Annotated in this window: 28 protein-coding genes and 1 pseudogene; 2 read left to right on the forward strand and 27 right to left on the reverse strand. The window is 41.6% G+C overall.

All coding sequences use genetic code 11. The annotated features are described in order from the left end of the window. Window positions 1-174 precede the first annotated feature (174 nt). From AC5FEC_RS03105 to udk, 13 genes and pseudogenes are all read right to left on the reverse strand, one after another. On the reverse strand, window positions 175-954 hold the full coding sequence (locus AC5FEC_RS03105) for an L-threonylcarbamoyladenylate synthase (protein WP_037618002.1): 780 nt from the start codon (window positions 952-954) through the stop codon (window positions 175-177). Between the two features lie 99 nt (window positions 955-1053). Further along, window positions 1054-1644 (reverse strand): 3-isopropylmalate dehydratase small subunit, encoded by a 591-nt coding sequence (gene leuD / locus AC5FEC_RS03110; RefSeq protein ID WP_493661266.1) that lies wholly within the window; start codon window positions 1642-1644, stop codon window positions 1054-1056. Between the two features lie 9 nt (window positions 1645-1653). Further along, window positions 1654-3036 (reverse strand): 3-isopropylmalate dehydratase large subunit, encoded by a 1383-nt coding sequence (gene leuC, locus AC5FEC_RS03115; RefSeq protein WP_037617999.1) that lies wholly within the window; start codon window positions 3034-3036, stop codon window positions 1654-1656. Window position 3037: 1 nt separating this feature from the next. After that, complete coding sequence (locus AC5FEC_RS03120) at window positions 3038-3304, reverse strand: DUF1294 domain-containing protein (protein ID WP_037617997.1); 267 nt, start codon at window positions 3302-3304, stop codon at window positions 3038-3040. Further along, a complete protein-coding gene (leuB, locus tag AC5FEC_RS03125; RefSeq protein ID WP_037617995.1) occupies window positions 3301-4338 on the reverse strand; it encodes a 3-isopropylmalate dehydrogenase in 1038 nt (345 codons plus the stop codon). Before leuB ends, AC5FEC_RS03120 begins: the two co-directional genes overlap by 4 nt. Before the next feature lie 12 nt (window positions 4339-4350). After that, window positions 4351-5916 carry a 2-isopropylmalate synthase gene (locus AC5FEC_RS03130; RefSeq protein WP_493661267.1) on the reverse strand — a complete coding sequence of 522 codons (1566 nt, stop codon included), beginning with the start codon at window positions 5914-5916 and terminating at the stop codon, window positions 4351-4353. A gap of 478 nt (window positions 5917-6394) precedes the next feature. Next, window positions 6395-6706 carry a hypothetical protein gene (locus AC5FEC_RS03135; RefSeq protein WP_493661268.1) on the reverse strand — a complete coding sequence of 104 codons (312 nt, stop codon included), beginning with the start codon at window positions 6704-6706 and terminating at the stop codon, window positions 6395-6397. Window positions 6707-6717: 11 nt separating this feature from the next. Beyond that, complete coding sequence (locus AC5FEC_RS03140; protein WP_493661269.1) at window positions 6718-7029, reverse strand: hypothetical protein; 312 nt, start codon at window positions 7027-7029, stop codon at window positions 6718-6720. Next, window positions 7013-8728, reverse strand: a complete 1716-nt coding sequence (locus AC5FEC_RS03145; protein WP_493661270.1) for a cutinase family protein — start codon at window positions 8726-8728, stop codon at window positions 7013-7015. The genes AC5FEC_RS03140 and AC5FEC_RS03145 overlap by 17 nt, the downstream gene beginning before the upstream one ends. After that, complete coding sequence (locus AC5FEC_RS03150) at window positions 8721-9155, reverse strand: hypothetical protein (RefSeq protein ID WP_493661315.1); 435 nt, start codon at window positions 9153-9155, stop codon at window positions 8721-8723. The genes AC5FEC_RS03145 and AC5FEC_RS03150 overlap by 8 nt, the downstream gene beginning before the upstream one ends. Window positions 9156-9302: 147 nt before the next feature. Further along, a pseudogene (locus AC5FEC_RS03155) lies at window positions 9303-9560 on the reverse strand (hypothetical protein); the annotation flags it as partial. Window positions 9561-10100: 540 nt separating this feature from the next. Next, entirely contained in the window at window positions 10101-10769 is a 669-nt protein-coding gene (locus tag AC5FEC_RS03160; RefSeq protein ID WP_493661316.1) for a YoaK family protein, read from the reverse strand. Window positions 10770-10809: 40 nt separating this feature from the next. After that, window positions 10810-11445: a uridine kinase gene (udk, locus tag AC5FEC_RS03165; RefSeq protein ID WP_217472574.1), complete on the reverse strand. Its 636-nt coding sequence runs from the start codon at window positions 11443-11445 to the stop codon at window positions 10810-10812. A gap of 104 nt (window positions 11446-11549) precedes the next feature. Between udk and AC5FEC_RS03170 the strand changes: the two genes are divergently transcribed. Next, window positions 11550-12530 carry a Gfo/Idh/MocA family protein gene (locus AC5FEC_RS03170; protein WP_493661271.1) on the forward strand — a complete coding sequence of 327 codons (981 nt, stop codon included), beginning with the start codon at window positions 11550-11552 and terminating at the stop codon, window positions 12528-12530. Beyond that, a complete protein-coding gene (locus tag AC5FEC_RS03175) occupies window positions 12523-13611 on the forward strand; it encodes a DEAD/DEAH box helicase (RefSeq protein WP_493661317.1) in 1089 nt (362 codons plus the stop codon). The genes AC5FEC_RS03170 and AC5FEC_RS03175 overlap by 8 nt, the downstream gene beginning before the upstream one ends. Window positions 13612-13693: 82 nt before the next feature. Here AC5FEC_RS03175 and AC5FEC_RS03180 read toward each other — a convergent pair whose 3' ends face one another. The 14 genes from AC5FEC_RS03180 to phoU form a co-directional block, all read right to left on the reverse strand. After that, window positions 13694-15091 carry a polysaccharide deacetylase family protein gene (locus AC5FEC_RS03180; protein WP_493661272.1) on the reverse strand — a complete coding sequence of 466 codons (1398 nt, stop codon included), beginning with the start codon at window positions 15089-15091 and terminating at the stop codon, window positions 13694-13696. Window positions 15092-15181: 90 nt separating this feature from the next. Beyond that, a complete protein-coding gene (gene gloA / locus AC5FEC_RS03185) occupies window positions 15182-15568 on the reverse strand; it encodes a lactoylglutathione lyase (protein ID WP_493661273.1) in 387 nt (128 codons plus the stop codon). Window positions 15569-15644: 76 nt separating this feature from the next. Then, window positions 15645-17003, reverse strand: a complete 1359-nt coding sequence (locus AC5FEC_RS03190; protein WP_493661274.1) for a sensor histidine kinase — start codon at window positions 17001-17003, stop codon at window positions 15645-15647. Further along, window positions 16993-17667, reverse strand: a complete 675-nt coding sequence (locus tag AC5FEC_RS03195) for a response regulator transcription factor (RefSeq protein WP_125387876.1) — start codon at window positions 17665-17667, stop codon at window positions 16993-16995. Before AC5FEC_RS03195 ends, AC5FEC_RS03190 begins: the two co-directional genes overlap by 11 nt. Before the next feature lie 119 nt (window positions 17668-17786). Then, a complete protein-coding gene (locus AC5FEC_RS03200) occupies window positions 17787-18227 on the reverse strand; it encodes a hypothetical protein (protein WP_493661275.1) in 441 nt (146 codons plus the stop codon). A gap of 219 nt (window positions 18228-18446) precedes the next feature. Beyond that, window positions 18447-20987 carry a M1 family metallopeptidase gene (locus AC5FEC_RS03205; RefSeq protein ID WP_493661276.1) on the reverse strand — a complete coding sequence of 847 codons (2541 nt, stop codon included), beginning with the start codon at window positions 20985-20987 and terminating at the stop codon, window positions 18447-18449. A gap of 243 nt (window positions 20988-21230) precedes the next feature. Then, a complete protein-coding gene (locus AC5FEC_RS03210) occupies window positions 21231-21557 on the reverse strand; it encodes a hypothetical protein (RefSeq protein WP_493661277.1) in 327 nt (108 codons plus the stop codon). Between the two features lie 8 nt (window positions 21558-21565). Beyond that, window positions 21566-21862: a hypothetical protein gene (locus tag AC5FEC_RS03215; RefSeq protein WP_493661278.1), complete on the reverse strand. Its 297-nt coding sequence runs from the start codon at window positions 21860-21862 to the stop codon at window positions 21566-21568. A gap of 10 nt (window positions 21863-21872) precedes the next feature. Further along, a complete protein-coding gene (locus tag AC5FEC_RS03220) occupies window positions 21873-23213 on the reverse strand; it encodes a hypothetical protein (protein WP_493661279.1) in 1341 nt (446 codons plus the stop codon). Continuing rightward, window positions 23204-23833, reverse strand: a complete 630-nt coding sequence (locus AC5FEC_RS03225; protein WP_037617954.1) for a hypothetical protein — start codon at window positions 23831-23833, stop codon at window positions 23204-23206. Before AC5FEC_RS03225 ends, AC5FEC_RS03220 begins: the two co-directional genes overlap by 10 nt. Before the next feature lie 267 nt (window positions 23834-24100). Further along, window positions 24101-24730 carry a hypothetical protein gene (locus tag AC5FEC_RS03230; protein WP_493661280.1) on the reverse strand — a complete coding sequence of 210 codons (630 nt, stop codon included), beginning with the start codon at window positions 24728-24730 and terminating at the stop codon, window positions 24101-24103. A 194-nt stretch (window positions 24731-24924) separates the two neighbouring features. Next, entirely contained in the window at window positions 24925-25092 is a 168-nt protein-coding gene (locus tag AC5FEC_RS03235) for a hypothetical protein (protein WP_156956310.1), read from the reverse strand. Further along, window positions 25083-25712 carry a hypothetical protein gene (locus AC5FEC_RS03240; protein ID WP_493661281.1) on the reverse strand — a complete coding sequence of 210 codons (630 nt, stop codon included), beginning with the start codon at window positions 25710-25712 and terminating at the stop codon, window positions 25083-25085. The genes AC5FEC_RS03235 and AC5FEC_RS03240 overlap by 10 nt, the downstream gene beginning before the upstream one ends. Window positions 25713-26008: 296 nt before the next feature. Beyond that, on the reverse strand, window positions 26009-26662 hold the full coding sequence (gene phoU, locus AC5FEC_RS03245; RefSeq protein ID WP_037615384.1) for a phosphate signaling complex protein PhoU: 654 nt from the start codon (window positions 26660-26662) through the stop codon (window positions 26009-26011). Between the last annotated feature and the right edge of the window lie 41 nt (window positions 26663-26703).

Below are 26703 nucleotides of genomic sequence, written 5' to 3' on the forward strand. Positions count from 1 at the left end.
TATTTCTATATCGAATCGTTTTTATCAATTGTAACACCAGATATTACATCTGTCAAGGATTTTATTCTATTTGGAAATAATTTTAAAATGGGTAAAGATTTTGAACTTAAAGTTCCAAACTAAAAAGCCCAGTGTAAAGAGGAAATCCCCTCTCACACTGAGCTTCTTTTTATCTTAGTAATATTCACCCTGACGATAATCCCATGAGTTGAAAGTATCGGACAGGTGCATCATGATTTTGTCGATGTCCAAGCCTTTGCGGATGACTACTGGTGCTGGTGAGATGGAACGTTGGCCACCTTGTTCTGGAATCAGTTTTCCATCCTTGTCAACCATTGAGACCATAACGCCTTGCTCATAGCGAGTTTCGATTGTCTTATCTGGCTGGATAGAGGCTACATAGTCATCTGCTTCAATGACTAAGTCAACAGCATTTTCGATACGCTCGCCAATGCCTTCGACCTTGCCTCGGTTTCCTTTACCGGATGGGTTGGCTGAGGATGCATAGACCATCTTGCCTTCTTCCCAAAGCTTAGCTGCCAGCTGCTCGCCCGCCTTACCAAACTTAATAACAAAACAGCTAGTGCCACGAACATCTGTCATCAGCTCTTCCCGACCGTCGCCATAAGCTTTGAGCTTTTCAAAAGCTTCTGGCTTCCATGGAAGGATACAGCCCAAGAGGATGTCTTCATCCCAATGCTTTTGATAAAAAGCTTCAATTTCCGGATTCAGCTGAGCCAAAGCACGGAGCTCATCCATACTGCCACATAGAACAACACCTGGCTTATTACGGTTACGAGCCTTAGCTTCGAACTTACGCTCCAAGCCAGCTTTATCGCTGGTCATGATGATGTAACCCACCTTGGTCGGGCAAACGATACAGCCACCATCACCTTTCAAGATGTCATAACCTTCTTGTGAAAGCTGTCCGTTCCATTGAATGTGTTTTGTCATAAGTTTCTTCCTTTTCTATTAAATTAAGATTTATTTTACCATATAAATTTAGTGAAAACAAGGTTTTTCCAGAATTTTCTCAATATAGCAAAAATAAGGTTACTGCCAATAAGATGGACGATTTTTTTCATATTTTGTAATCAAATCCTCATATTGCAGGGTAATTCCGATGTCATCCAGACCGTTGAGAAGCTTGTGCTTCCATTCTCCATCAATGTCAAAGGAGAATTCTCCCACTGGTGAAAAAATCTTCTGCTGTTCTAAATCCACCGTTACTTCATCCGTCGGCTTCAGATTAGCCAAGGCTTGCCGCACTTCCAGCGGCTGGACAATAGGCAGCATACCGTTATTAAGCTCGTTGTTATAGTGAATATCCCCGAAAGATCCAGCAATGACTACCTTAAAGCCATAGTCAGACAAGGCCCAGGCAGCGTGCTCCCGAGAGGAACCCGCACCGAAATTGTCCCCTGTAATCAGAATAGTCGCCTTACGGTACTCTGGTCTGTTAAAGACGAAATCAGGATCTTCGGTGTACTGATTGTCCAGATAGCGCCAAGCGTACATGAGGTACTTGCCAAAGCCTTTTTTATCAATTAACTTGAGAAACTGCTTGGGCAAAATTTGGTCCGTATCGATATTATCGTTCATGAGGGGGACCGTTGTCCCCGTGTAGATTGTAAATTTTTCCATAAAACTTCCTTACTGGACCTCCGGTAGCTGGCGGACGTCTACGAAGTGCCCGGCAATAGCTGCCGCTGCTGCCATGGCTGGACTGCAAAGATGGGTCTTAGCGCCAAATCCCTGACGATCCTCAAAGTTCCGATTACTGGTCGATGCACAATGAACACCGTCCGGCACCTTATCTGGATTCATTCCCAGACACATAGAGCAGCCCGGATCGCGCCACTCAAAGCCCGCTTCCATAAAAATCTTATCCAGCCCCATCTTTTCAGCAGCCCGCTTGACCGGACGAGAGCCTGGTACGACGATAGCTGTCAGATTGGGAGCGATATGCTTGCCAGCGACAAACTTAGCTGCCAACTGCAAATCGCTGAGTCTGGCATTGGTACAGGATCCGATAAAGATATAACCTAGGTCAATATCTTCTGCTTTCTTACCTGGGGAGAGATCCATGTAATTGTAGGCCCGCTCGTCGTTCATATCACAGATTTCTGGAAAAGCCGCGCCGAACTCTACTCCCATAGAAGGATTGGTTCCCCAAGTCACCATAGGTGCCAGCTCGGAAACATCCATCTCAATGATCTTATCATAGACAGCATCAGGATCACTGACTAGAGTCTTCCAATCAGCTACCGCCGCCTCAAAGTCCTTGGGAGCGCCCGGCCGCCCTTGAACGTAATCATAAGTCTTCTGGTCGGGATTCATAATGCCCATCTTGGAGCCAAACTCAATGGACATATTGCAGATAGTCATGCGCTCTTCCATGGTCAGATGGTCAATCGCATCACCAACATACTCGACCACATGACCGACACCAGCGGCCACACCATAGCGGGCAATCAGAGCGAGGATAAAGTCCTTGGAATAGACACCTTTAGGTGGCACTCCGGTAAATTTGACCAACATTTTCTTAGGCTTGACCTGCCAAATGGTCTGCGTGGCAAAAACGTGCTCCACCTCCGAAGTACCGATTCCAAAAGCAATAGCTCCAAAAGCTCCGTGAGTGGCCGTGTGACTGTCACCGCAGACGATAAATTTGCCCGGCTGAGTCTTGCCAGTTTCGGGTCCAACCATATGGACAATCCCCTGCAACTCCGATCCGTGAGCTGCGTGCTCAATGCCAAACTCCTTGACATTGTCAGAAAGCTTATCAATCTGAGCCTTAGAAATCGCATCTCGGATGTCATAGATATTGACAGTGGGGACATTGTGATCAAAAGTTCCAAAGGTTAAATCCGGCCGTCTGACCTTGCGCCCTGCATCTCGAAGGCCTTGAAAAGCCTGAGGGCTGGTTACTTCATGAATATAATGCTGATCCACATACATAAGCTGGGGCTGGCCTTCTTGGCCTGTTATGACATGCCTGTCCCAAAGCTTATCAAAAATCGATTTTCCAGCCATACTAGCTTCTCCATATGTAATATAAAATTCCGATTTCCACTATCATTCCGCAAATCCAAGCCAACCAGAAATACCATTTTCTGGTCTTGTGATGAAAGAGGCGACCACCCAAGAAAGCGCCCAAACCTCCGGCTGCCAGAGCTGATAAGAGCAAGGTTTTCTCTGGAATGCGGTAGTGATTTTTCTTAGCCTTTCGCTTATCCCAGCCATAAAGCAGGAAAACGACAAGGTTCCATAGCAGGCAAATACCCGTTAATATCCATTTCATAAGTTATTAATAATTGCCTCCGTCATTTGAGTTGTTCCTGCCTGACCGCCCAGATCTCGGGTTAAGACACCCTGACCCAAAGTCTTCTCAACCGCTGCTTCAATCGCTTCTGCAGCTTCAAGCTCCGCAAAGCTATCCCCCAGCATCATAGCTACAGAAAGGATCATGCTGATAGGATTGGCAATACCCTGCCCCGCAATATCGGGAGCCGAACCATGGATGGGCTCATAAAGACTTGGCCCAGCAGCCGAATGACTGGCCGATGGCATAACTCCCAGCGTCCCTGACAAGACACTGGACTCGTCTGAGAGAATATCCCCGAAGAGATTTTCCGTTACTACGACATCAAACTTAGCAGGATTGGTAATCATGAGCATAGCTGCGCTGTCCACCAATTGGTGCTCTAAGGTCACATCTGGATAATCCTTGGCCACCTCATCCGCTACTCTGCGCCAGAGTTTGGATGTCGCTAGCACATTTTGCTTGTCAATACTGGTCACGCGCTTTCTGCGACCACGCGCAATATCAAAGGCCTTACGGACAATCCGCTCCACCTCTTCATAACTGTAGTCGTTGATATCACGCGCAGATTTATCCTTCAAAATATGCTCACCAAAGTAAATCCCACCTGTCAACTCGCGCACGACCACGAAGTCCACACCAGCAATTCTTTCAGCTTTCAAAGGCGACAAATGCTTAAGGGCATCGAAAATCTTAACCGGACGGATATTGGCATAGAGCTTAAGTTCCTTGCGCAGAGCTAGCAAACCTTGCTCAGGCCGAACCGGTGCATTATCATACTGGGGGCTGCCGATAGCTGCCAAGAGAATAGCATCCGCCTCCTTGGCTGCTGCCAACGTTGACTGAGGCAGAGGATGACCTTCCGCATCAATCCCAGCACCTCCAAAAGCCTTCTCCGTGATATGATAAGCAAAGCCGAACTTGTCCGCAACAGCAGCCAAAACTTGGAGACCGGCTTCCATGATTTCTGGGCCGATACCGTCACCCGCCAGAGCTACAATTTCTTTTGTCATAGTCGCTTCCTTCTAATTATTTGCAGGCAGATCGCGGTAGGATACCTGATGGCCGATTTCACCAGCATTTTCCTTTTGCACAAAGGTGTTGGCATGGATATAGGCAATGGCGCTGGCTTTAAGAACATCAAAGTCAATACCAGAGGAGTTGAAAATTGTATCAGTATCCGTATTTTCAACAGCTACCAAGACGCGAGCCTGAGAGTCAATACCGTCCGTCACCGCCTCTATGTTATAAGATAAAAGCTGAACAGATTGGTTAAAGAATTGGTCGATGGCATTAAAGATGGCTTCGACGCTTCCTTTACCTTCCGCCACACAGCTGACCGTCTCGCCGTCCCCATTAACCAACTGCACATCCGCTGTGATGGTATGGTCGTCGTTGGTCGTCAGCTGCAGATCATCAAAGTGGAAGCCTTCAGGATTTTCGACCGTCGTTCCGGCAATCAGAGCCCGAATATCAGCATCTGTGACTTCATTTTTCTTATCAGCCAAGACCTTAAACTTAGCAAAGAGATCATTGATTTCAGATTCCGCAAAGTCCAGAGCCAGTTCTTTGAGTTTTTCGACAAAGGCATGGCGGCCAGACAGCTTGCCAAGCGGTAGTGAATTGCTCTTGACCCCAACCAGCTCTGGTGTGATGATTTCATAGGTCAGTGGATTCTTAAGGACACCATCCTGATGGATACCGGACTCATGAGAGAAGGCATTGCCACCAACGACTGCCTTGTTCTTAGGCACTGGAATACCTGAGAAACGGGACACCAGCTCAGAAGTGTTGATGGTTTCATTGAGGACGATATCTGTCTCGACCTGATAATAGTCCTGACGAATCTCTAAGGCAACCGCTATTTCTTCCAGCGCAGCGTTACCAGCACGCTCGCCAATACCATTGATCGTGCCTTCCACCCGTCCAGCTCCGTATTTAACAGCAGACAGACTATTGGCTACTGCCATTCCCAAATCATCGTGACAGTGAGGACTGTAGATAATCTCTCGGTCCGTTTGGACATTGTCAATCAGATACTTGAAGATATTGCCAAACTCTTCAGGTGTAGTAAAACCAACCGTATCTGGAATGTTAATGTAGCTCGCACCCGCATCAACTGCTGTCTGGACAACTTGGAGCAGGAAGCCCAGCTCGGTACGTGTCGCATCCTCAGGTGAAAACTCGACAATCTCAAACTTAGAGCGAGCATAGGAAACATGCTCCTTAATGGCTTCTAAAATCTCTTCCTTAGACTTCTTCAGCTTGAACTCTCTATGAATGGGACTGGTCGCAATGAAAACATGAACTTGTGGATGCTTGGCATCCTTGAGTGCCTCGTAGCAGGCATCAATATCAGACTTAACCGAACGCGCCAGACCAGTGACGGAAGCTTTAGTGATGACTTTAGCAATCTCTTGCACCGCCGCAAATGAATCTGGGCTAGCAGCTGGAAAACCAGCCTCAATGGCGGAAATTCCCCATTTTTCTAGTTGCTTGGCAATGGCTACCTTTTCCTTAACGGAGAAATTTACTCCCGGTGTCTGCTCACCATCCCGAAGGCTGGTATCTAGAAATTCAATTTTGCGCATAAACATCCCTCTTTCTATAGCGTTTAAAATAGCTACTGGAAATAGTCAATGAAAATCAATGTCGCTAAGAAATGAAACTGTGAAGGGAACTTTAAGTTCGCCCTAGCGCAGTACATCCTATCCAAAGATTTTCGAAGAGTATAAAACAAAAAACATCTCGCTTGAAACCAAGCGAGATGTTGATTTACTCCCGCTTGGTAAGCCAAACAGGACTAATGCTTTCGCACTAGCCCGAGTAACGCAACAACAAAGCAAAGTTTGAATATTGGGTTGACTTCATGTTTGACTGACTCCTTTTGAAATGTTATTGCTAGTATTTTAACACAGTAGAATCGAACTGTCAACAGATAATTCAATATTTTCTGAAAATTTTAAATATACTGGATTATTTTGTGTTCTCATTAGTATAAATAAGGGAAAGAAAAAGGAGCAAGGTAACTCTCACTTCTTCCAATTTTTCCAGTAATAGCAACATAGTTTATTGACTCTCTTCATCCAGTTTTTTCTGAAAGCGTCTGTTCTCCTGATAGCGAGCTTCTAGAACATCGTCTATGCGCTTTTTGTATTGCTGATGATATTGCTCCAGATTATCTTCTATTTGAAAAATATAAGGCTGAGCTTCTGTCAAAGGAACCTCTCTACACGCATAAGAAATCGCCTCTAAGAGTTTGTTCGTCTCTCTATCAAACTTATAGTAGTAAGCATCTAATTCTGTCTCTACTCGGTCTAACTCACGCAGTTTTAGTGCATGTTCATTTTCCAGCTCCTGAAGCTTCTTTTTATCCAGCATTGCCTCAACTCCTATCCCTTGATCGGACTATTCAAAGAAGGTTTCTGCATCGTCTGAGTTAGATGAGTTTCAGCAGCTTGTGCAGCCTTACCTTCAAATCCACCCTTAATGTTATTAACGTAGTTAGTAGATGCATAATTTTTCATATCCGAAGCCACTGCCTGTAACTGTGTTACTAGCTCTACTCCTTTGGCAAGAATAAGCTGCTCTTTTGCCACTATCAAAGCTTTGATAGCCTGACGCTCCTGCTCTTTCATCTTTTCTTTGAACTGTCTCTCTAATTCCGCTTTAGTTACAAGCGAACCATCATTTAGTATAAGCATTGTCAATAACCCTCCATGTTCCTTTCACATCTGCCAAGAGATTATTGAAATCCTCAGCTTGCTGAGTATCGACTGCAGCAAAATCTCCACTAGCTCTGACCAAAGTCGTTCCTAACTGTTCAATCTCTGTCATAAATCCTTTTGCAGATGTCTCTGTAATGCTTTCAATCGTATCATCCCAAAAACGAGAAACATGAAAATCAGCTAGCAAACTCATTACCTCTGTGCCACTCAGATAAGTCACCATTCCCATTGCCTCTTCACTCGTATCCTTTACTGTATTTTGGACAAATTCCTTGGCATCCGACAATAAGGTTTGGACATGCTTAACTTTATCTTCCATTTCAAAGATAGCCAGCTGAGCTGCTGTCTGAAGGAGGCGAGCACGAATCAAAATTCTATCTCCTCCTGTAAGATTACCATTTTCCAACTGTTTCTGATAACGAGGAATGGCTTCACGATCCCAAGTCATTGATTCTAAGCGGGCAACCCTAATAATCTCCTTGTATTCTGTCTCAAATTGATGATAGAAGGCATATCCCAACACAGCCCTATCAGGAAAATCTCCTTTCATAAGAGAATTGAATATATTTGAAGCAGTTTCTTCATTAACTCCTAGTTTTCGGAGAGCATCCAATGTTTTGGCAATTAGACGAGCTAGCTTTTCTCCTGCTCTCAGCAGTTCAGGATGAAAATCATCCGAAGCGGTCAAGAATGAACCTTTGCCGTCTCCCTGAAAAACACCAAAATCATGGGCACTTTCTGAATCGAAACTCTGAGTATAATGCAAAGGGACAACGATATTAACTTTACCAACTGGTCCACCTTCACCTCTTACATGATATTGGTCACCATCTTCAGGTAAATGGGCAATTGTATATTCTCGATTAAGCATGCTAACCATGTCAAAAGGATTGACATAATATTCAATTTTTTCGCTAATTTTTTTGATTTTCTCATCGCTGAGTCCCATTTTCTTTAAGCTCTTTGTTGTATCTGGTCCGTCGAAGAGGACTACTCTTCCAATCTTATTTATATCTTTACTGCTCAATCCAGCAATACCTTGAACCGTCACCATAGTTCCTAGCGAATGTGCAGTAAGATCCATTGTTGCATTAGGCGCTTTCTCTCTCATTTCTTGGATACGAGTTTTCATGGCCTCGGTTGCCAAAGGAGCTTGTGGAATATGGATGTGATTAAATGCAAACTGGGCGTCATTATCTACCCAATCATTCAAATTTAGTGCTTTGACGCCCCGCTCAAGTATCTTATCTAAGTTAAAACCATCGCTACCTCGAATAGCCATATAAGTTTTCTCGGTATCTTTTCCCAACGTCGGCGTATCCGTTAAAAAATAAGAATTAAAGCCCGCTTTTTCGTCAGTCATTAGCCCCTTTTGATAGCTGTCTACAATACGTGGCTCACGTCTCATACCGTTCGTATCAGGTACTGGTACGGTGGTAATTTTATTGACATCGTGCAAACCAGAATCAGGTTGTAGATAGACCCTGCCATCATAAGGAAGATTCTTACCTCCAGGGGTGATTTCTTCATCATAAATTACTTCTTTTGAGAAATCAAATACTTTTACTTTGGTTGAGTTATTTTTAGGTGGAAAATTATTAGGACGACCAGTATAAGCCGACTGCGCTAAATCTCCATAAAAATTATCAAAAGTTTTTAAATTACTATTACTCATAAATATCCCATACATTGCCTTTCAAGACTCTTATCGGTTGCATTTCAGAAATTCTCTTAATATCAGGAATACTGTTTCTATTATGTTCTAGCGGGAAACCCAGAGTAAATTCAGAATCTTCAATATTATTAATTCTTCCGCTTAAAGTTAGTATATTCCCCCCACCTTGAGGAGTTCCGTTACCTATATCCTCAATTGTCATACTACCCCAATCAAACTGAACACTTTTAACTTTAGGATTTCTGGATTTAACAAATTCAGCTATATCTTCTTCATGCTTTTTTAAATAAGCTAGCTGTTTCTCTTTTGGGCTTCTCAAATCGAAAGTCCCATCAGTGAATAAACTTTTGTTTTGAACTGTCATAATTGTTCCTCCTATGACTAGAGCAGTCGCTATCGCAAGGATAGCTAATCTATTTTTTTTCATCATTTATCCTCCAAAGTAAAGAGAAGTTACTATTATTATATCATGAATGCATTAAAAAAATACTTCTGAAAAGTATTCTCGTTAAATTTGAAATTGGCAAACTGCGCTAAATCAGCATAAAAATTATCAAAAGTTTTTAAATTACTGTTACTCATAAGGACCGCCCCCTATTCGTAATGGACCGCTTAATATCATAGAATCAAAAATCACCTCATCATTTTCAATTTCAAACATGACACTCCAATCCGACTCTTCTATATTGTTAAATTCTCCGAAAATGCTAACTACCTCACCACCACCTTGTGGGGTACCATTTCCAACTTCTTCCCACATAGTTTCATTCCAATCAATCTGAACAGATTCAATCTTTGAATTTTGAGATTTTACAAACTCCTTAAGCATTTCTGGTATTCCAAATAAAATTACAATTCCTATACAAAACAGAAGAACCAAGATAACAAACAAGAAAAGGAAAATTTTACCAAATGTTGCTTTCTTATCAGAAAATCCTTCCCATATTAAACTTCCATTAACTGCATCTTTAAACTGTTCTTCGCTTGCTAAAACTGTGGATCGAACATTTTTATATAAGGCTGTTTCCAACATATATATACTACTAACAAAAACTAAGAATATGGACACTAAAACAATTGGAATCATCCTCTTGTTTAATCTAAATGGAGTAGTAAAGAAAAAAACCGTAAGTCCAGTACCTCCGCCAAATAATGTAAAAAGCAAAACCAAAGGAATAATGGCTCTATTAGATTTCCTTGCTCCTTCGGTATTTAACAAGATATCCTTATTTGCTACAAGAGCCTCTTTTGTTCACGTGTTGTAATAGACAACCTCGTCGCCGCTCTGTCCAATAAAAATTATTTTTCTCATATTCCTCTATTTTTTCAAAATGTACTAATCAAGCTTCTTCATTCCTAAGCCACTTCGTCTCTATCTTCGTACATACTGAATCAAGCGGAACATCATAAAAGCAAAAAGAATCACTGCAACAATCCAAATCGTTCGCAAAGCGTAAAATTGGATGAGGTAAGTAGAAATAATAGCTCCGGTGATGAAGCTTCCTAACAAAGCAACGAAAAAGATACCTTCTTTCAGATACGGCTTTTCGCTAGTTCGGACAAAATTTCCAAAAGCTACCATCGTTTTCTTGATATTTCCTGTCATAAAAGAATTATTATAGACAATGCCATCTACTTCGCCAAAGGCTGTCGCAACGACTCCCATACAAAAAGCGATTGGAGGAACGATAAACATATTTGGCACCGTATTTGGCATAAAACCTACCAAGGTACAGATAAGCACCAGAGGCGAGATACTAGTTACCCGCCATAAAGACTGCTCGAAAATGGGGCGTAAAACAGTTATCAGGAAAATGCCCAGCATGAAAGCCAGCATGGTAGCCAGTTTCACTTCAATTTCTCCAGTTTTATGGTGAATCAGCTCAACGGACAAAAAGACGACATTCCCTGTTTGTCCAGCGACCAAGGTACCCCCGCGCTCCATAAAAGTGTAGGCATCCACGAAGCCTGCGCAAAAAGTCAGCAGACAAGCAAAAAACTTCGATCGCGAATGAAATTCTCTTTTGACTAACTTTTTCATCATTGACCCAAAAAGTCCAGTGTAACGCCAGACTTCCTTTCTATCCTTCTCTTGCTTCCTCCAAAATCTTTTCAATCTTGGTGGTAATCAAATCAATCGCAACTTTGTTAGAAGCGCCTTCTGGAATGATGACATCCGCATAGCGCTTGGTCGGCTCGATAAACTGGTGATACATGGGCTTAACGACACCAAGATACTGCTCAATGACACTATCCAGACTGCGGCCGCGCTCTTCCATATCCCGCTTAATCCGGCGGATAATCCGTACATCATCATCAGTATCGACGAAAATTTTGATGTCCATCAAATCGCGTAGACGTTGATCTTCCAAGACCAAAATTCCCTCCACAATGAATACATCCTGTGGTTCTTGACGATAAGTTTTGTTGCTGCGAGTGTGCTCCGTATAATCATAGGTCGGGATGTCCACTGGACGACCAGCCAAAAGTTCCTTGATTTGCTCAATCATGAGGTCTGTATCAAAAGCAAAAGGATGGTCATAGTTGGTCTTAACCCGCTCCTCAAAAGTCAGATGGGACTGATCTTTGTAGTAGGAATCGTGTTCAATCATGGCAATCTTTTCATTAGGAAAATTAGAAAGAATCGCTCGAGAAACACTGGTTTTCCCGCCACCTGAGCCTCCTGTAACACCGATAATAATAGGTCTGTTTTGCATTGTTCTCTCCATTACTTGTTATCCTATCTATTTTACCGCAATTCATGATATAATGAAAGGGTGAATCAAGAAAAATTAGGAAAATCATTATAAAAGGAGAAAGCATGTTAAGACTCGGTATCATTGGCACGGGATTTATTTCCCATGAGTTTATCAAAGCAGCCCGACTAAGTGGTGAGTATGAGTTAGCAGCTGTCTATTCGCGGACACTTAGTGGGGCGGAGCGTTTTGCGGAAGCCTATGAAAATGTCGGCCTCTACACCGATATAGTTGAATTCCTATCTACCGACCTAGATGTGGTATATATCGCCAGTCCCAATAGCCTCCACTTCAACCATGTCAAGGTAGCCATTTTGGCTCGAAAACATGTCATTGTTGAAAAGCCGGCTGTATCAAGACCAGAAGAATGGCAAGAATTGGTCAAGCTGGCAGCTGAACATCAGGTTTATATCTTTGAAGCAGCCAGAAACTACCACGAAGCAGCTTTTGCAGTTATTCGTAACTTCCTTAAAGACAAGAAAATATGGGGAGCCAACTTTACCTATGCCAAATACTCCTCCAAGATGGGAGCCCTGCTGAGTGGACAAGAACCCAATGTTTTTTCTGCTAAATTTTCAGGCGGTGCTCTGATGGACCTGGGGGTCTATACGATTTATGCTGCTGTCCGGCTTTTTGACGCTCCACAAAGCGTCTGCTACACAGCTCAACAACTGCCAAATAGTGTTGATCTCAACGGTTCAGGCAGTCTGATTTATCCTGATTTCCAGGTCCGCATTCAGGCTGGAAAAAATATCAACAGCCAGCTGCCAGCTGAAATCTACACAAACCAAGGCACCCTGACCTTAGACGGTATCGAATATATCCGCTCTGCTATTTTCCAAAAGCTTAATGGAGAGACGGAAAGTCTAGCTATCCGCCAAGCAGACCACCAAATGCTGGAAGAGGCTCAGGCTTTTGCTCAGGTGCTTAAAGGTGGCCAAGAAGAGCTTTACAGTGACTATTTGCAGGCTGCTGCTACTGTTCATGAGTGCATGTTTGCCATGAGAAAAGATGCTGGCATTAGATTTGAGGTTGACCATGATTAAAGAAACATTTCCAACAGTCTGGCAGGAACAGCTAAATCAGCTCTGTTTTGCTGAACTGACTGCCATCCAAGAAAAAATATTCGAGCCCATTTCTCAGGGTCAGACAGTGCTAGGCATCAGTCCGACTGGTACGGGCAAGACATTGGCCTATCTCTTTCCTAGCTTATTGAAATTGAAGCCTAAAAAAGCGCAGCAGCTTTTGATTTTAGCTCCAAATACAGAGCTGGCTGGCCAGATTTTTGATGTTTGTAAATCTTGGGCGGAGCCCTTGGGCTTGAGCAGCCAACTCTTCCTCTCTGGTAATAGCCAGAAAAGGCAAATCGAACGTCTTAAGAAAGGTCCGGAAATCCTCATTGGTACACCGGGGCGGATTTTTGAGCTGATCAAGCTAAAGAAAATCAAGATGATGAACGTCGACACTATTATCCTTGACGAATTTGACCAGCTTCTCAGTGATTCCCAGTACGCTTTTGTTGATAAGATTCTGCATTATGCACCGCGTGATCACCAGCTGATTTACATGAGTGCTACGGCAAAGTTCGATCAAGATAAGATTGCCGAAAACACTCTACGCATCAGCATTGACGACCAGACTTTGGACAATATCCAGCACTTCTATATGCAGGTGGAAAAGCGTGACAAGGTCGAACTCTTGCGCAAACTATCCAATGTAGAAGAATTTCGTGGTCTAGTCTTTTTCAACAGCTTGTCAGATTTGGGCAGCGCCGAAGAAAAGCTACAGTACCGAGGAGCTAGTGCAGTTTCCTTAGCCAGCGATGTCAATGTAAAATTCCGCAAAGTTATTCTGGAAAAATTTAAAAATTACGATATCACGCTCTTGCTGGCGACGGACTTGGTTGCCCGTGGCATTGATATTGATTCTTTAGAATGCGTGGTTAACTACGAAGTGCCGCGCGATCTGGAAACTTATACTCACCGTTCTGGCCGAACAGGTCGGATGGGTAAGGAAGGCTATGTCATCACCTTCATCAGCCATCCAGAAGAACTAAAAGCTCTCAAAAAATATGCCTCTGTTCGAGAAATTATCCTGAAAAAACAAGAACTGTATGTGCAGCCTTGAGTGAGAATTACAGTAATCGATATTATTATCTGATGATAGTAAAGCAAAAAGCATTGGAAATTCAAGATTTCCAATGCTTTTCTTAATTTCTGCTATAGTAAATCTGATGTGGTTGAAGCTGATTTTCTAGTAGCTCATCAACTGTCACTAGTGTATAACCATTATTCTTTAGATACTCAAGAACACTCGGTAAAGCATCAATGGTCGTCTGATGGATATCGTGCATGAGAATAATGGAGCCTGGCTGGGTTTTGGCCACCTCCTGCATAATAGCGCTGGTATTGCGATTTTTCCAATCCAGACTGTCCACATTCCACATGATAAAGGACTGATCTACTGCGTTTTGCACTGCGGCATTAACCGCCCCATAAGGCGGCCGTGTAATCAAAGGCCGAATGCCTGCGGCTTGATAAATAGCCTCCTGCGTGTCTGTGATTTCCTTTTTGGCTTGGTCCAGAGGCAGCTTGGTCAGGACTGGATGACTCCAGGTATGAATGCCAAGCTGATGACCTTCGTCATGAACACGTTTGGCCAACTCTGGATTGGCTGCAACATTTTGTCCCACCATAAAGAAGGTCGCTTTAGCATTGTATCTTTTCAGAATTTCCAAGGCCTGAGGGGTTGTCTTACTGTCTGGGCCATCGTCAAAGGTCAGAGCCACCATTTTCTCATGCCGTTTGATTTCGTATTGATGATAAGCCTCCAAATCATCGCCCTGCAGATATTCAGGATGGATTTGGTCGTAGAAATTTGAGAGAGGCACCATCAAGCTCGTCACCCCGTGAATTTCTTTGGGCAAACGAATAGAGAACAAGCCAGCCTCATAATGAAAGTTCCACTGACTCATATCCATTTCTCGAAGGGCATTCAAAGCTGCTGTTTGATCTGTTTCATTAACCTGCCGAAAGGTCAACTGACTGGTCAGCTCATTTATAAAGATTTCCTTGGCGGCTTCTGGATTTTGAAACAGCTTGTCCAAGGTCACTACTGCTCCCTCTTGATTTATATAAGTTGAAGCGATTTCTCTTACATCCTCAGATTTGATGGTTCTCTTTATGATGTCGTAATCTTTCCTTTGAATGACCATTTCCTTTGTATTTGCCAGACTGGATGACCTTTCTTCTGTGTAGTAAAAGGTCAAGGCAGTCATATTTCCAGCCTGTTTCTTGTCATCTGTAATGCTCTGACTATCTTGTAACATTTGCTCTTTAGCGCTTTGAAAAGGCTGGCCATTCATAAGAGGATAAAAAGCTGCCACATAATGGCTGCCTATCATTCCAGCCTGCTTCTCAGCATTGCCAGCATGCTCTTTTTCTTCCTTTGCAATCACTTCTGCGACCTTTTTCTGAAAATCCCTTTCTTGAAAAATCGCATGGATTCGCACAGCACCTAAAATCAGGAGCCCTAAGAAAAACACATTCAGGAGACTGAGAAAAAATCTCCTTTTTTGAGTATGCTTTCTTTTATCTTGTCTTTTCATCTATTTTCCCCTAAACTGTCTATCACAAAGTGATTCTGATGTTAAAAAACTTGTATTTTACAAGTGCTAAAATACAAGTTTAACCTATTTTTAAAGACTTTTCTCTCGAATCACTTCAACCTTGTAGCCGTCAGGGTCTTTGACAAAGTAGTAATTTGGCGGATTGCCCGGCAGGCCTTTCGGCTCAGTCACTTCATAACCCTTGGCAGCATGCTCAGCATGCAATCCTTCCAAATCAGGCGTACTAAGTGCGATATGAGCAAAGCCATCACCAATCACATAAGGTCCGTGATCGTAATTATAGGTCAGCTCCAGCTCATAGTCATCGCCTTTCAAACCTAGATAAACAATGGTAAAAGCGTATTCTGGAAAATCCTTACGACGCAGTTCCTTGAAACCGAATGCATCTTCATAAAAGGTAATAGAAGCCTCCAAATTTTCTACCCGTAAACAAGTGTGTAGCATTTTTGCTGTCATAATCTTCACCTCTTTATTTTCTTCCCTCTATTATACCGCAGAATCTGTCAAAATTGTAAATTAAATGAAAATTTTTTCAGCCTTTGCTGATTCGCTTTCTGATATCCGACTTTAGAGGCACTTTGATTTCAAAGATGGTGCCGCGTGGTTTATTATCTTTGACTGTGATAGTTCCTTTCAAGGCATCTACAATTTGTTTCGCTAGAGATAGTCCCAGTCCAAAGCCGCCTTTCTGACGAGTTCGAGCCTTGTCCACCCGATAAAAACGATCAAAAACTTTCTTCTTATCGTCCCCGGCAATCCCTGGCCCATTATCAGAGATCCGCAAAATCAGACTCCGGTCACTGGCCAAAGCCATAAAATGAATCTCTCCATCTTCTTCAGTGTACTTGATGGCATTATCAAAAAGGATGGTCATGAGCTGCTTGAGCAAGACTTTATCCGTCGTGATTGATTTTGACACTAGATTTTCAAATCGAAAGACCTTATCACTTTCCTCAGCGATGATCTCATAGTTAGAAAAAGCTGTCGTGAAGAAGTCTGGCGTGACTTCACCGTATTCTGGCTTTATGCCGTCATCTCGCCTTGCTAGATTGAGTAAGTTGGTCGTGAGTAGACGCATATTTCGCACTTCCTCTAAACTGGATGCGATACTCTCACTAGACTCCATAATTGTAGCCTCAGGCTTACGGAAGAGAGATTCCAGTCGATTTTGCAGCACAGCTAGAGGCGTCCGCAATTCGTGGCTAGCATTTTCAACAAAGGACTTCTGCTTTTGCATGCTGTCCAAGAGAGGCTTGACGCTCATCCGTGCTAGGTAAATACTAGCAATCAAAGAAATGCCCCAAAAACTAATCATGACAATCGCAATCAGCTTCTCATGCTTTTCACTGGTCTGCTCCAGCTGGCTGATACCAGTCATGACCACTGCATATTTGACATGTTCAATTTCATCATCTGGGTCAATATCAAACAGATAGGCCCGGTAACTTTCGACCTGCCCATAACTATTGGTCAGCTGAATTTGTTTGATTTGATTAAGGAAACGCTTGTTAAATTTGACCGAATCAAAGTTCAAAAAACCATTCTGCGCCGTCAAATTGTGGTAATCATCATCCAAAAGAATAGCAAAAGTGTTGGCACTGACATTTGCCCTGCCCGGTTCCTCAATCTTGATATCAGGAGCTTGGTCATGTTCTAGGTTCTTCGGATCTTGCTCTTGCTGGCCTGTTGTCCGATAAGCCAAACTCGCAACAGAAGCCGGACTTTGACTTAAACTTTTTAGATTATCATCAACGGTCGTATAAAGACTGGAGCGCATGACTTGGATAATAATCAAAGTCATAGCTGAGAAAATCAGGGTGAATACACCAAAATAGCGAATGAAATAAGAAAAATCATCCGCATAAAAGGTTTGTTTGAGTTTATTCAGCATTCTTTAAAATGTAACCGACGCTGCGAAGGGTTTGTAGATTATTCGCAAAAGCCGTTCCTTTCAATTTTTTCCGAATCTTGGATACATAGACTTCCACCACAGAAATCGTCGTATCGCTGTCAAAGCCCCATAAACGGTCAAAAATTTGTGTCTTAGGCAAAATGACATTTTGATTCTGAAGGAAGTAAACCAACAAGTCAAACTCTTTGCCCAGCAGCTCTACTTCTTTTCCGTCTACCAAGGTCGAATTGGTCGAAAGATTGACCACTACATCGCCATAGGACAGGGTGTTTTCATTAAACTTACCAGAACGTTTGAGCAAGGCCTGAATCCGCATTTTAAGCTCTTCCAGGTAAAATGGCTTGGTCAGGTAATCATCTGCACCGAGTTCAAAACCATGGCCTTTATCATCAATACTTTCCTTGGCAGTCATGATGAGGACAGGAGTGGTAACCCCTTTTTCACGCAATTCTTTGAGCACCTGAAAGCCATCCTTTTCTGGTAGCATCAAGTCCAGCAAAATCAAGTCATACACGCCGCTTTCTGCTTCATATAAACCTTCTTCGCCGTCAAAGACTTGCATAACATCTGCAAAATCATCTAAAAAATCAAATACTGAGTTTGACAGACCGAGGTCATCCTCTACTAATAAAATCTTAATCATCCTGTTCCTCCCTTTTTAGAAAAAGCTTATGTCGTTTCGTTTAATAGAGACATGACAAGCACTTCTCATCTTATCTTAACCTATCTTTTTCTATTATATCATGACTTATTGAAAATACTTTAAGAATTTGTTGTTTTCGAATTATTTTCTATTGTCTCACTGCTCTTGTCATCTTTTGTTGTACCGTCAGCGTTTGATGGCTTCTTTTTTGATTTATTTTCCTGCTGCGAGTCACCCTGCTGACCGTTTCCTTGAGGGAGCTGACCTCCGGGACCGCCTTGTCCATCTTGACCGTTTTGTCCACCCATCTGAGGCGGCATGCCATTTTCATTTCCCTGTCCCTGACCTTGAGGAGGTTGTCCACCTTGACCTGGCATCTTGCCCTCTTGATTGTTTTGCTGTGGCATAGTAGCCTGCACCAAGCTTTGCTGCGGACTTCTCTGAGTCAAAGCAGCAATCCCATAGCCACCGACCGCTCCGACAGCTAAGGATGCACTAGCTACTACGGTCATCCACCATTTGGTACTCTTCTTAACTACAATCATTTTTTCCATATCCATTTTAAAGTTTTCCTCTTTCTAAATTTCATATTTTCATGGATTTTAACATGATGAAGTAATATAAACCTTGAGTACACAAGCCCATATCCTTTCACATGCTAGGATTATTATAGGGAGGCTTGCTTAAACGGGACTGAATTTTTTCTTAAAGAAGGCTGAAATTATGGGATTCTAAACAAGAAAAAAGACCAGACTTTATAATCTGATCTTTTCGATATGCTAGACTGATGCCTTGATAGCTTTCTCAACCGCTGCTTTTTCACAGGCAATCAAGTCAACACGCGCCGCGATTTCCTTGATTCCCATGCTGATGTTACGGCTGATAGCCATATCGTCCAACTGTGGCTCAAAGAAGGCTTTGTACTCTGCCAATCTCTTCTCTGTCTTGAAGACCACTGCTGGGCTAATGACAAAGCTATCAAAACTCATATCGCCACCTAGCGCTGCCTTGATCCAGTCCCAATTCTCACGCGCCCAAGTCCACACTGCTTCTTGAGTAAAATCACGGCTGAGGAAACGGGCATACCAAGCTGATAAATCCTGCGGTTTCACAGTAAATTTATCCTTCCAAGTCGCTAAAAGTTCATCCAAGGTTTCCTTGTTCTTCGTATAAGAAAGGGCTGTAGAAAGAGCATTCTTGAAGCTTCCATCATTTGAAGCGACATACAGGTCCAGATAAAGATTAGTCAGCTCCTTGCTTTCATGATGCTTGATTTGGTTGACTAGCACCTGCAGGCGAATAGCGGCAGGGAGTTTTTCCAAATTATCACGATAGCGGTCAAAAATCTGGCTTGCTTGAGCTTTAGCTGTCTCATCGTCCGCCTTAATCATATTACCCACAATCAGCTGGCGAACCATCTCATCCTCATCACTTTCGCCTTCCTGTTTTTCAAAACTAAGACGGTCGAAATTACTTTGACTGAGAACTTTCAACAGGGCTTTGTAATCTTCTTCTGTCTGACTGCCTTCATCCACAAAGCGATTCAACCCTTCTAGAACTTGGGAAACAGCTGAAACCACCATATAAGAAGTTTCGTTTGCCAGCTTACTGATGACTGGCAGCAGGTCTGCATAGGAAATCTTACCAGACTCTGCCAGAAGTCGGCGCTCCTGCACGATTTGCAGTTTACTGATATTGTCCAAAGAGCTGACATTATTCAAAAGAGCATCCAGCAACTCACCTTGATAATCTGTAATATAGTGGGCTGTGTTTTCTGTATTGAGACGCAGAGCTCTTTCATTTTGCGCTGCCAAGGCTGCATAATTAGGAATTTCCAGTCTTTCTGTCGTCAGAGTATCTGGAAGTCCTTGCCAATTGCTATTGAGCGGTACTGGCCAGAGACGGCCCTTGTCCTCATGCTCCCCAATGAAGAACTGCTTCTGGGTCAAAATCAAGATGTCATTTTCGACCTTAGCAGTGACAACTGGATACCCCGGCTGCTCAAGCCAAGCATCCATAAAGGCAGCTACATCACGGCCAGAAGCTTGAGAAAGAGCGTCCCAGAGGTCACGACCGATAGTATTATCATACTGATGCTTCTCAAAGTAGGCACCTAGCCCCTTACGAAAGGCATCATCTCCCAGCCAACGGCGCAGCATGTGCATGAGACGACTCCCCTTAGCATAGACAATCGCCCCATCAAAAAGAGTATTAATTTCATCAGGGTGCTTGACTTCTACATGGACCGACTGAACGCCATCTGTCGCGTCACGCTTGAGGGCATAAGGAACCCCACTGGTCTGAAAATCTTCAAAAATTTTCCAGCTAGGCTCAATCGCATCAACTGAGACATACTCCATCATATTGGCAAAGCTTTCATTGAGCCAAAGGTCATCCCACCACTTCATGGTCACTAGATTTCCGAACCATTGGTGAGCTAGTTCGTGTGCAACAACCAAGGCAACTGTCTGACGGCTCAGAGCTGTTGAATTTTCATCCACCAGCAAATAGATTTCCCGATAGGTCACCAAGCCCCAGTTTTCCATAGCCCCCGCAGAAAAGTCTGGCAAAGCCACATGAAGGGATTGGGGAATAGGATACTTGACTCCATAATATTCTTCGTAAAATTCAATACAGCGAACCGCAATGTCCAAAGCAAACTCTAGATTGCTCTCTGGGTGGGCCTTGGTCGCATAAACTCCTACCAAAGTTCCATTCTTGGTTTTAGCAGTAATTCCTTGCATATCACCTGCAGCAAAAGCCAAGAGATAGGAAGACATACGTGGAGTCGTTTCAAACTTCCAAACGCCAGTCGCTTTGCGGTTTTCAACATCAATTTCCGGCATATTAGACAGGGCCAACTCACCCTCTGCTTGGTCAAATTTCAAAACCAAATCAAAAGTTGCCTTAGCCTCTGGCTCATCCACACTCGGAAAGGCTTCGCGGGCAAAATGGCTCTCAAACTGCGTAGAAATAATTTCTTTTTTCACTCCATCCACAGTATAGTAAGATGGGTAAATCCCTGTCATATTATCTGTAATCTTACCTGTATAGGTCAAGGTTACTTCCACAGGGCCTGCTGCTGCCAATTCAATATAAAGAGCTTCATTATTATTATCAAGAGTGAAGGGACGAGCTTGTCCAGCCACTTCTACGGCCTCAATCGTCAAATCCTTTTGGTGTAAGGAAATTTTCTCAGCTTTGGCTTCACCAGTAATGGTAACTTTTCCTGAGAAAGTCTTATCCGCACGATTTAAATCCAAAAAGAGATCATAGTGCTCTGGAACAAAAGTATCAATAAAATGTGCAACTGCTTGCATGTTTTTCTCCTCATCTAATTGAAGGGGGTAGTATTGAACCAACCTCCATTCAAAATTCATCTGTTACTATTTTACCATATTTAATGACTTTATACTCTCCCCAACTAATTCAAAATTGATTTTTGATTTTAAACATAAAGCAATCCTTTTAAACTCACCTCGTCTTTCTTTTTCTCCTCCCAAAAACAAAAAAAAGACAAGCTTAGCCTGCCTGACAGATTCGTCTCAAAAGAAAAGTGAAGTTCAAGTTTGCTTTGTTTCTTTCTTCAGTGCGTCCAATTTTTTATTGTACAAGCGATTTTCTTCTTGACAGACTTCATTCAGTCGATCTTCATAACGCCTCATTTTCCGCTCAAAATCTTCTCGATTTTCCTCGATTTGATTTAATATATAAGATGAATCAACAGGCGAACTGTGACGACAAAATGATATAACCCAATTACTCATTTCCTCCGAAAAATTTCTAGCCTCCCGTTTCATATCGTGATAATCCCATTCCAATTCACTGGCTTTTCTTCGAAATGCTATATGTTCATCGTCTAATTGCGCCATCCGCTTTTTTGTATCCATAAAACCTCCTATAGAATTGGGCTCATCAAATGAGGTGTTGAGATTTCAGTTAAAACATTCTTAATCGATTCGGCTGCTAATCCGGAAAAAGCACCTTCCAAATCGGCAGGAACTTGAACTGATGAGAATGATTTCATCGTCTCAGCCTGATTGGTAAGCCATTCTTGCAATAGACGACTTTCTTCAAGGAGAGTGGCTCTTTTGGCTGAGATTAATCCTCGAATGGCCAGATGTTCCTGTATCCTCAGATACTCTTTTTTGATACGCTCTGCTTCTGCTCGATCTTCTATAATTGGTTCAATCATACGCTTCCTCCTATAATTCCCCAAAAATCTGGCTACCTTTTTGGTCAATTTCCACGATTCTATCAGCTGCCTTGTTTAATTTTCCTGCTATACTTGTCATTTTCGTTTGATATGAGTTGGCCGAGGAAAGAGTTGCTGCTTCTATTCCAGTATTCCAAGCTAGTTCAAAGCTCAGCTCGGATAGTAAATCCTCTATCTCTCCACCAGAAAGGTTATGAGCCACCGTATACGCTGTCGATCGTAGTTCTGTTATGTGCTGAGAGACACTTTCCTTGGCATTTGCAAGTCTATCTTTGATCGCCTGCTCATATTCCTCAGCTTGTAGCTGAGCAGTTTGCGCGCTTGTACGAACTAATTCTTCTCTCAAGCTAATCATTTGACTGCCGGAACTCATTTTCAAAGAAGCGTGCAGTTCACCAATGCGTTGTCTATTTAAAGTGAGTAATTCTTGTTTAGTGGGTTCTGGGGCAAAAGAACCATATTTTTCTAAATATTCTTTGATATAAGACTCTGGATCTGTACTATCAAACCATGTCTCTAGCTTAGACAAGTCAAATTTTTCAGCAGCCTTAGCTTTTCTTTTAGCAATCTCCCTCACTTGTTTTTCAGTCATGCCAGAACAGAAAAGACTATTTTTTATATACCATTTAATATCTAGACTATTACCTTTAATCTTTGGTAAGCCAGCATTATGATGTTTTCCCTCTACAGTAAATACTTTTCCATACGGAATGATCCCTCCATGACCATCCCAACTTGTTAAATCTTTCCCTTGATCACTGTATGAATGTAAGTGTTTATTAAGATATGCTAATTCTTCATCACTAATACCTCTATAATCGGCTGTATTTTTTGTCAACGAATTCCACGCACCCCAGTCCATGAAATTTGTAATCTTCTGGACTTTCATCTCCGCAGCTACTTTAGCAACTGCTGGTCCCGCTTGACTAAATCCCGACATATTACTAATATCAACTGCTTGTCCTGTTCCAGCCATTTTTTTAGCCTTAGATAATGATTGGTTATAAAAATCCCGAACGTCCTTTGTCTGTTCTGTTAATTGATTTCTTGCCATTACTGCATTGAATCCAGATTCTAAAACATGATTATTAATATCTCCGTTAGGTGCCTGAGTTCCAGCTACCACGATGGTCGTTTGACTGTAGTCTGGTTGTCCTTGATTATTAAGAGGCGCAATGGCAATGGCTTGGGTGGTTTCGTTGACTTCGTTGATTAATTGATATTTCTTTCCGCTTCTTTCAAGACGAAATTGTTCATTGACATTTTTTTCTTTTATTATTTTTAACACATCAACTTGTAATTCCTGTACCTGTTCATCATTTAATGCCATTCCCAATGATATCCTTTCTTGATTTCTGTATTATAAATAACCTCTGCTCTTGGACTGCCTTCTTCACTTTTAACCACGTCCTTCAGCTGTCCATCTTTAACAAGCGCTTCAATGTTTTCATCCATCTTGGGTTTAGATGATAATTTGACTTCCTCAGGGAGTTTTTTATTGCCTGCAATATCAATAAAATCATCTCCTACTCTCAGCTCAATTATTTCTTCATCAAATCCATTAAAATCCAATCTGACATCACCATAATCTCCATAACTAGCATAACCGAAATTTTGAACTGTTCGACCTAAATAGACTTTATTACCATGAGTATCATAAATGACAGGAACAACATTGGCATGAAACATATACTGCCCATCCCCACCTTGAACAAAAATTGGTGAAAACTCAATTTTACTAACTCCTGAATAGTGTTCTTTAATGTAAGTCGCTAGTTGTTCTTCCAACAAACGAAATCCGCGTTTGTAAAGTTTCACTCCTTTATCGTCTAAAACATCACTAACATTATACGGTGAGTTTTGATGTTCAATCCATTTTGTCATACAGTATCCCCCTCCTGAAACTAAGGTACTTAATACAGCTATAATTACAAGTTGTTTTTTCTTCATTAACTGTCACCTCTATATCTAAATGAAAACGAATCCATTTTCCCTGTTTATAGTATATAACAATATTTATATTCTTGACGATTTTTCCTGCCATATTATCCATAAACAGAAATTTCCCTGTTTAATCAAAGATTATTCCCATTCTGAGTAGCTCCCTCTTTTAATTTCTAAGTTGTAGTCTATTTCATCATTCGGACTTCCTACATCTGATTTCTTAACATCTTTTAGCCTTACTAAGTGCTATTTAATATAAACAATGTCATTCTATCAACGCCATTCCCACTCATTTCCTTTCCTAATTTCTGTATTATAGGCAACTTCTGCTTTTAGACTGCCTTTTTCACTTTTAACCACATCTTTTAGTTGTCCATCTTTAACAAGCGCTTCAATATTTTCATCCATTGAGGGGTTGATTGTTAATTTAGCTTTTGGAGGAAAACTTTTGTAATTCGTTATGTCAAGAAATTTACCATCTACATCAATTTCAATCACTTCCTCATCAAATCCATTAAAATCTAACCGTAGATCTCCTAAAAGACCGTAGCTTGCATATCCATGCTTACCAACTTTCCGCCCTAAATAAGCCTTATTCCCATGATTGTCATAAATTACGGGAACGATATTAGCATCGAACATAGTCTGTCCATCCCCACCTTGGACAAAAATTGGTGAAAACTCAATTTTACTAACTCCTGAATAGTGTTCTTTGATGTAAGTCGCCAGTTGTTCTTCCAACAAACGAAATCCTCGTTTGTAAAGTTTCACTCCTTTATCGTCTAAAACGTCACTAACATTATATGGCGAATTTTGATGTTCAATCCATTTTGTCATACAATATACTCCTCCCGAAATTAAAACTATAAGAACTGCGCCGATTACAAAAATTTTTTTCTTCATCAGTCTCCTCCTTTTATATTTCGTGAAAACTGTGTAACAGCAACTATATACCTGAATTATAACATAAATACCATTTTATTAACTTTCCATTTTGATTTCGGTGTTGCTTTTGTCTGTTCTATTAATTAAACTCTTGCTGTTGCTGCATTAAATCCAGACTCTATAACATGATTATTAATGGCTCCGCCAAGAACTTAAGTTCCAGCAAAAGCAATGGCTTGGGTTGTTTCGTTGACCTCATTGATTAACCTATACTTATGATTAGTTCTGGGGATTGTATAGTCTTTTCCAGCATCGCTTTCTTTTATTATATCAAGCACATTGACTTGTAGCTCTTGCATTTTTTCATCTGTCAACGCCATTCCAAATGGTCTCCTTTCCTAATTTCTGTATTATAGAGAATTTCCACTTTTTGACTACCTTTTTCACTTTTTACCACATCTTTTAGGTGACCAGCATTGACAAGCGCTTCAATATTTTCATCAATTTCTTTAACAGAATTAAGTTTTGCATTTTCAGGTAAACATTTACTATCAGATATATCAATAAATTCACTACCAACTCTTATTTCAATGATTTCTTCATCCAATCCATCAAAATCGAGTCTAATACTACTAAAATCATCATAATGAGCAAATGTTTGATTTCCAATTTTTTTACCTAAATACGCCTTATCTCCATATTCGTCATAAACTATAGGAACAATATTGGCATGAAACATATATCGTCCGTCACCTCCTCGAACTAGTATAGGTGAAAACTCAATTTTACTAACTCCTGAATAGTGCTCTTTAATGTAAGTTGCCAGTTGTTCTTCCAACAAACCAAATCCGCGTTTGTAAAGTTTTACTCCTTTGTTGTCTAAAACGTCACTAACATTATATGGCGAGTTTTGATGTTCAATCCATTTTGTCATATAGTATCCCCCTCCTGAAACTAGAAAGAATAAAATTGTCAGACTGACAACAACCTTTTTCTTCATAACCATACCTCCATTATAGTATCCTATAAAACAACGCTTTCAGTCATCGCTTTCCCACATTGTAGCATAATTTTTTAGTATTGTCCCCTATCGTCTTTTTCTATCGTTTCAACCAAAGGTGGCTTCCTCAATCATCTAGGTAAATCACGCTAGTTTATTTTAGGCTTTTGGGCCTTTGAAATCCCAATTCGTCCATTGTCTACCTAAAGGCTAGGCATCTATCCTTTTAAGCTCGTCTTACCATTTTCTTCATTAAAACACAAAAAGACAAGCTTAGCCTGTCTTTTTACTATCTATTATAATTCAATAATCTTACCTGTTTCGAAGTAAACGACCCACTCGCAGATGTTTTTAGCGTAGTCTCCGATGCGCTCCAGATAAGAGATGACTTGAAAGTAATCGCGGCCAGTCACAATCAGTTCGGGATTATGTTTGATTTCTTCAGTTGCTAAATCACGAATATCATCAAAATGTTGGTTGATTTTTTCATCCATAGCTGCGATAGCATAGGCCTGATCCACATTGCCATTCAGATAGACATTGAGGGTTTCCTCTACGAAATCCTTGACATCGCGGCCCATTTTCTTAATCTCTTCTTCAACAGACTGGATGCGTACTTCGCCTTTCATCCGAATGGTAGCTTGGGCGATAGACACAGCGTGGTCTCCCATCCGTTCCAAGTCACTACTGGCCTTCAGTACTGTAATAACTGTCCGCAAATCCTGAGAAACGGGCTGCTGCAAGGCAATAATTTCTAGAGATTTTTTCTCCAACTTCACTTCGTATTCATTGACTTCCGCATCATCTTCAATAACTTGGCGAGCCAAGTCGCGGTCATGGGTCACAAAAGCTCGAACTGTGCGATTAATCTGCGACAGCACTTCATTTCCCATAGCATAGAATTGATTATGGAGTTTCTGTAAATCTTCTTCAAATTGTACTCTAAGCATAATTTTCCTTTCATAAGCTTTTTCTGATTCCTTTTGATAGA

The sequence above is a fragment of the Streptococcus sp. STC1396 genome (assembly GCF_058933875.1).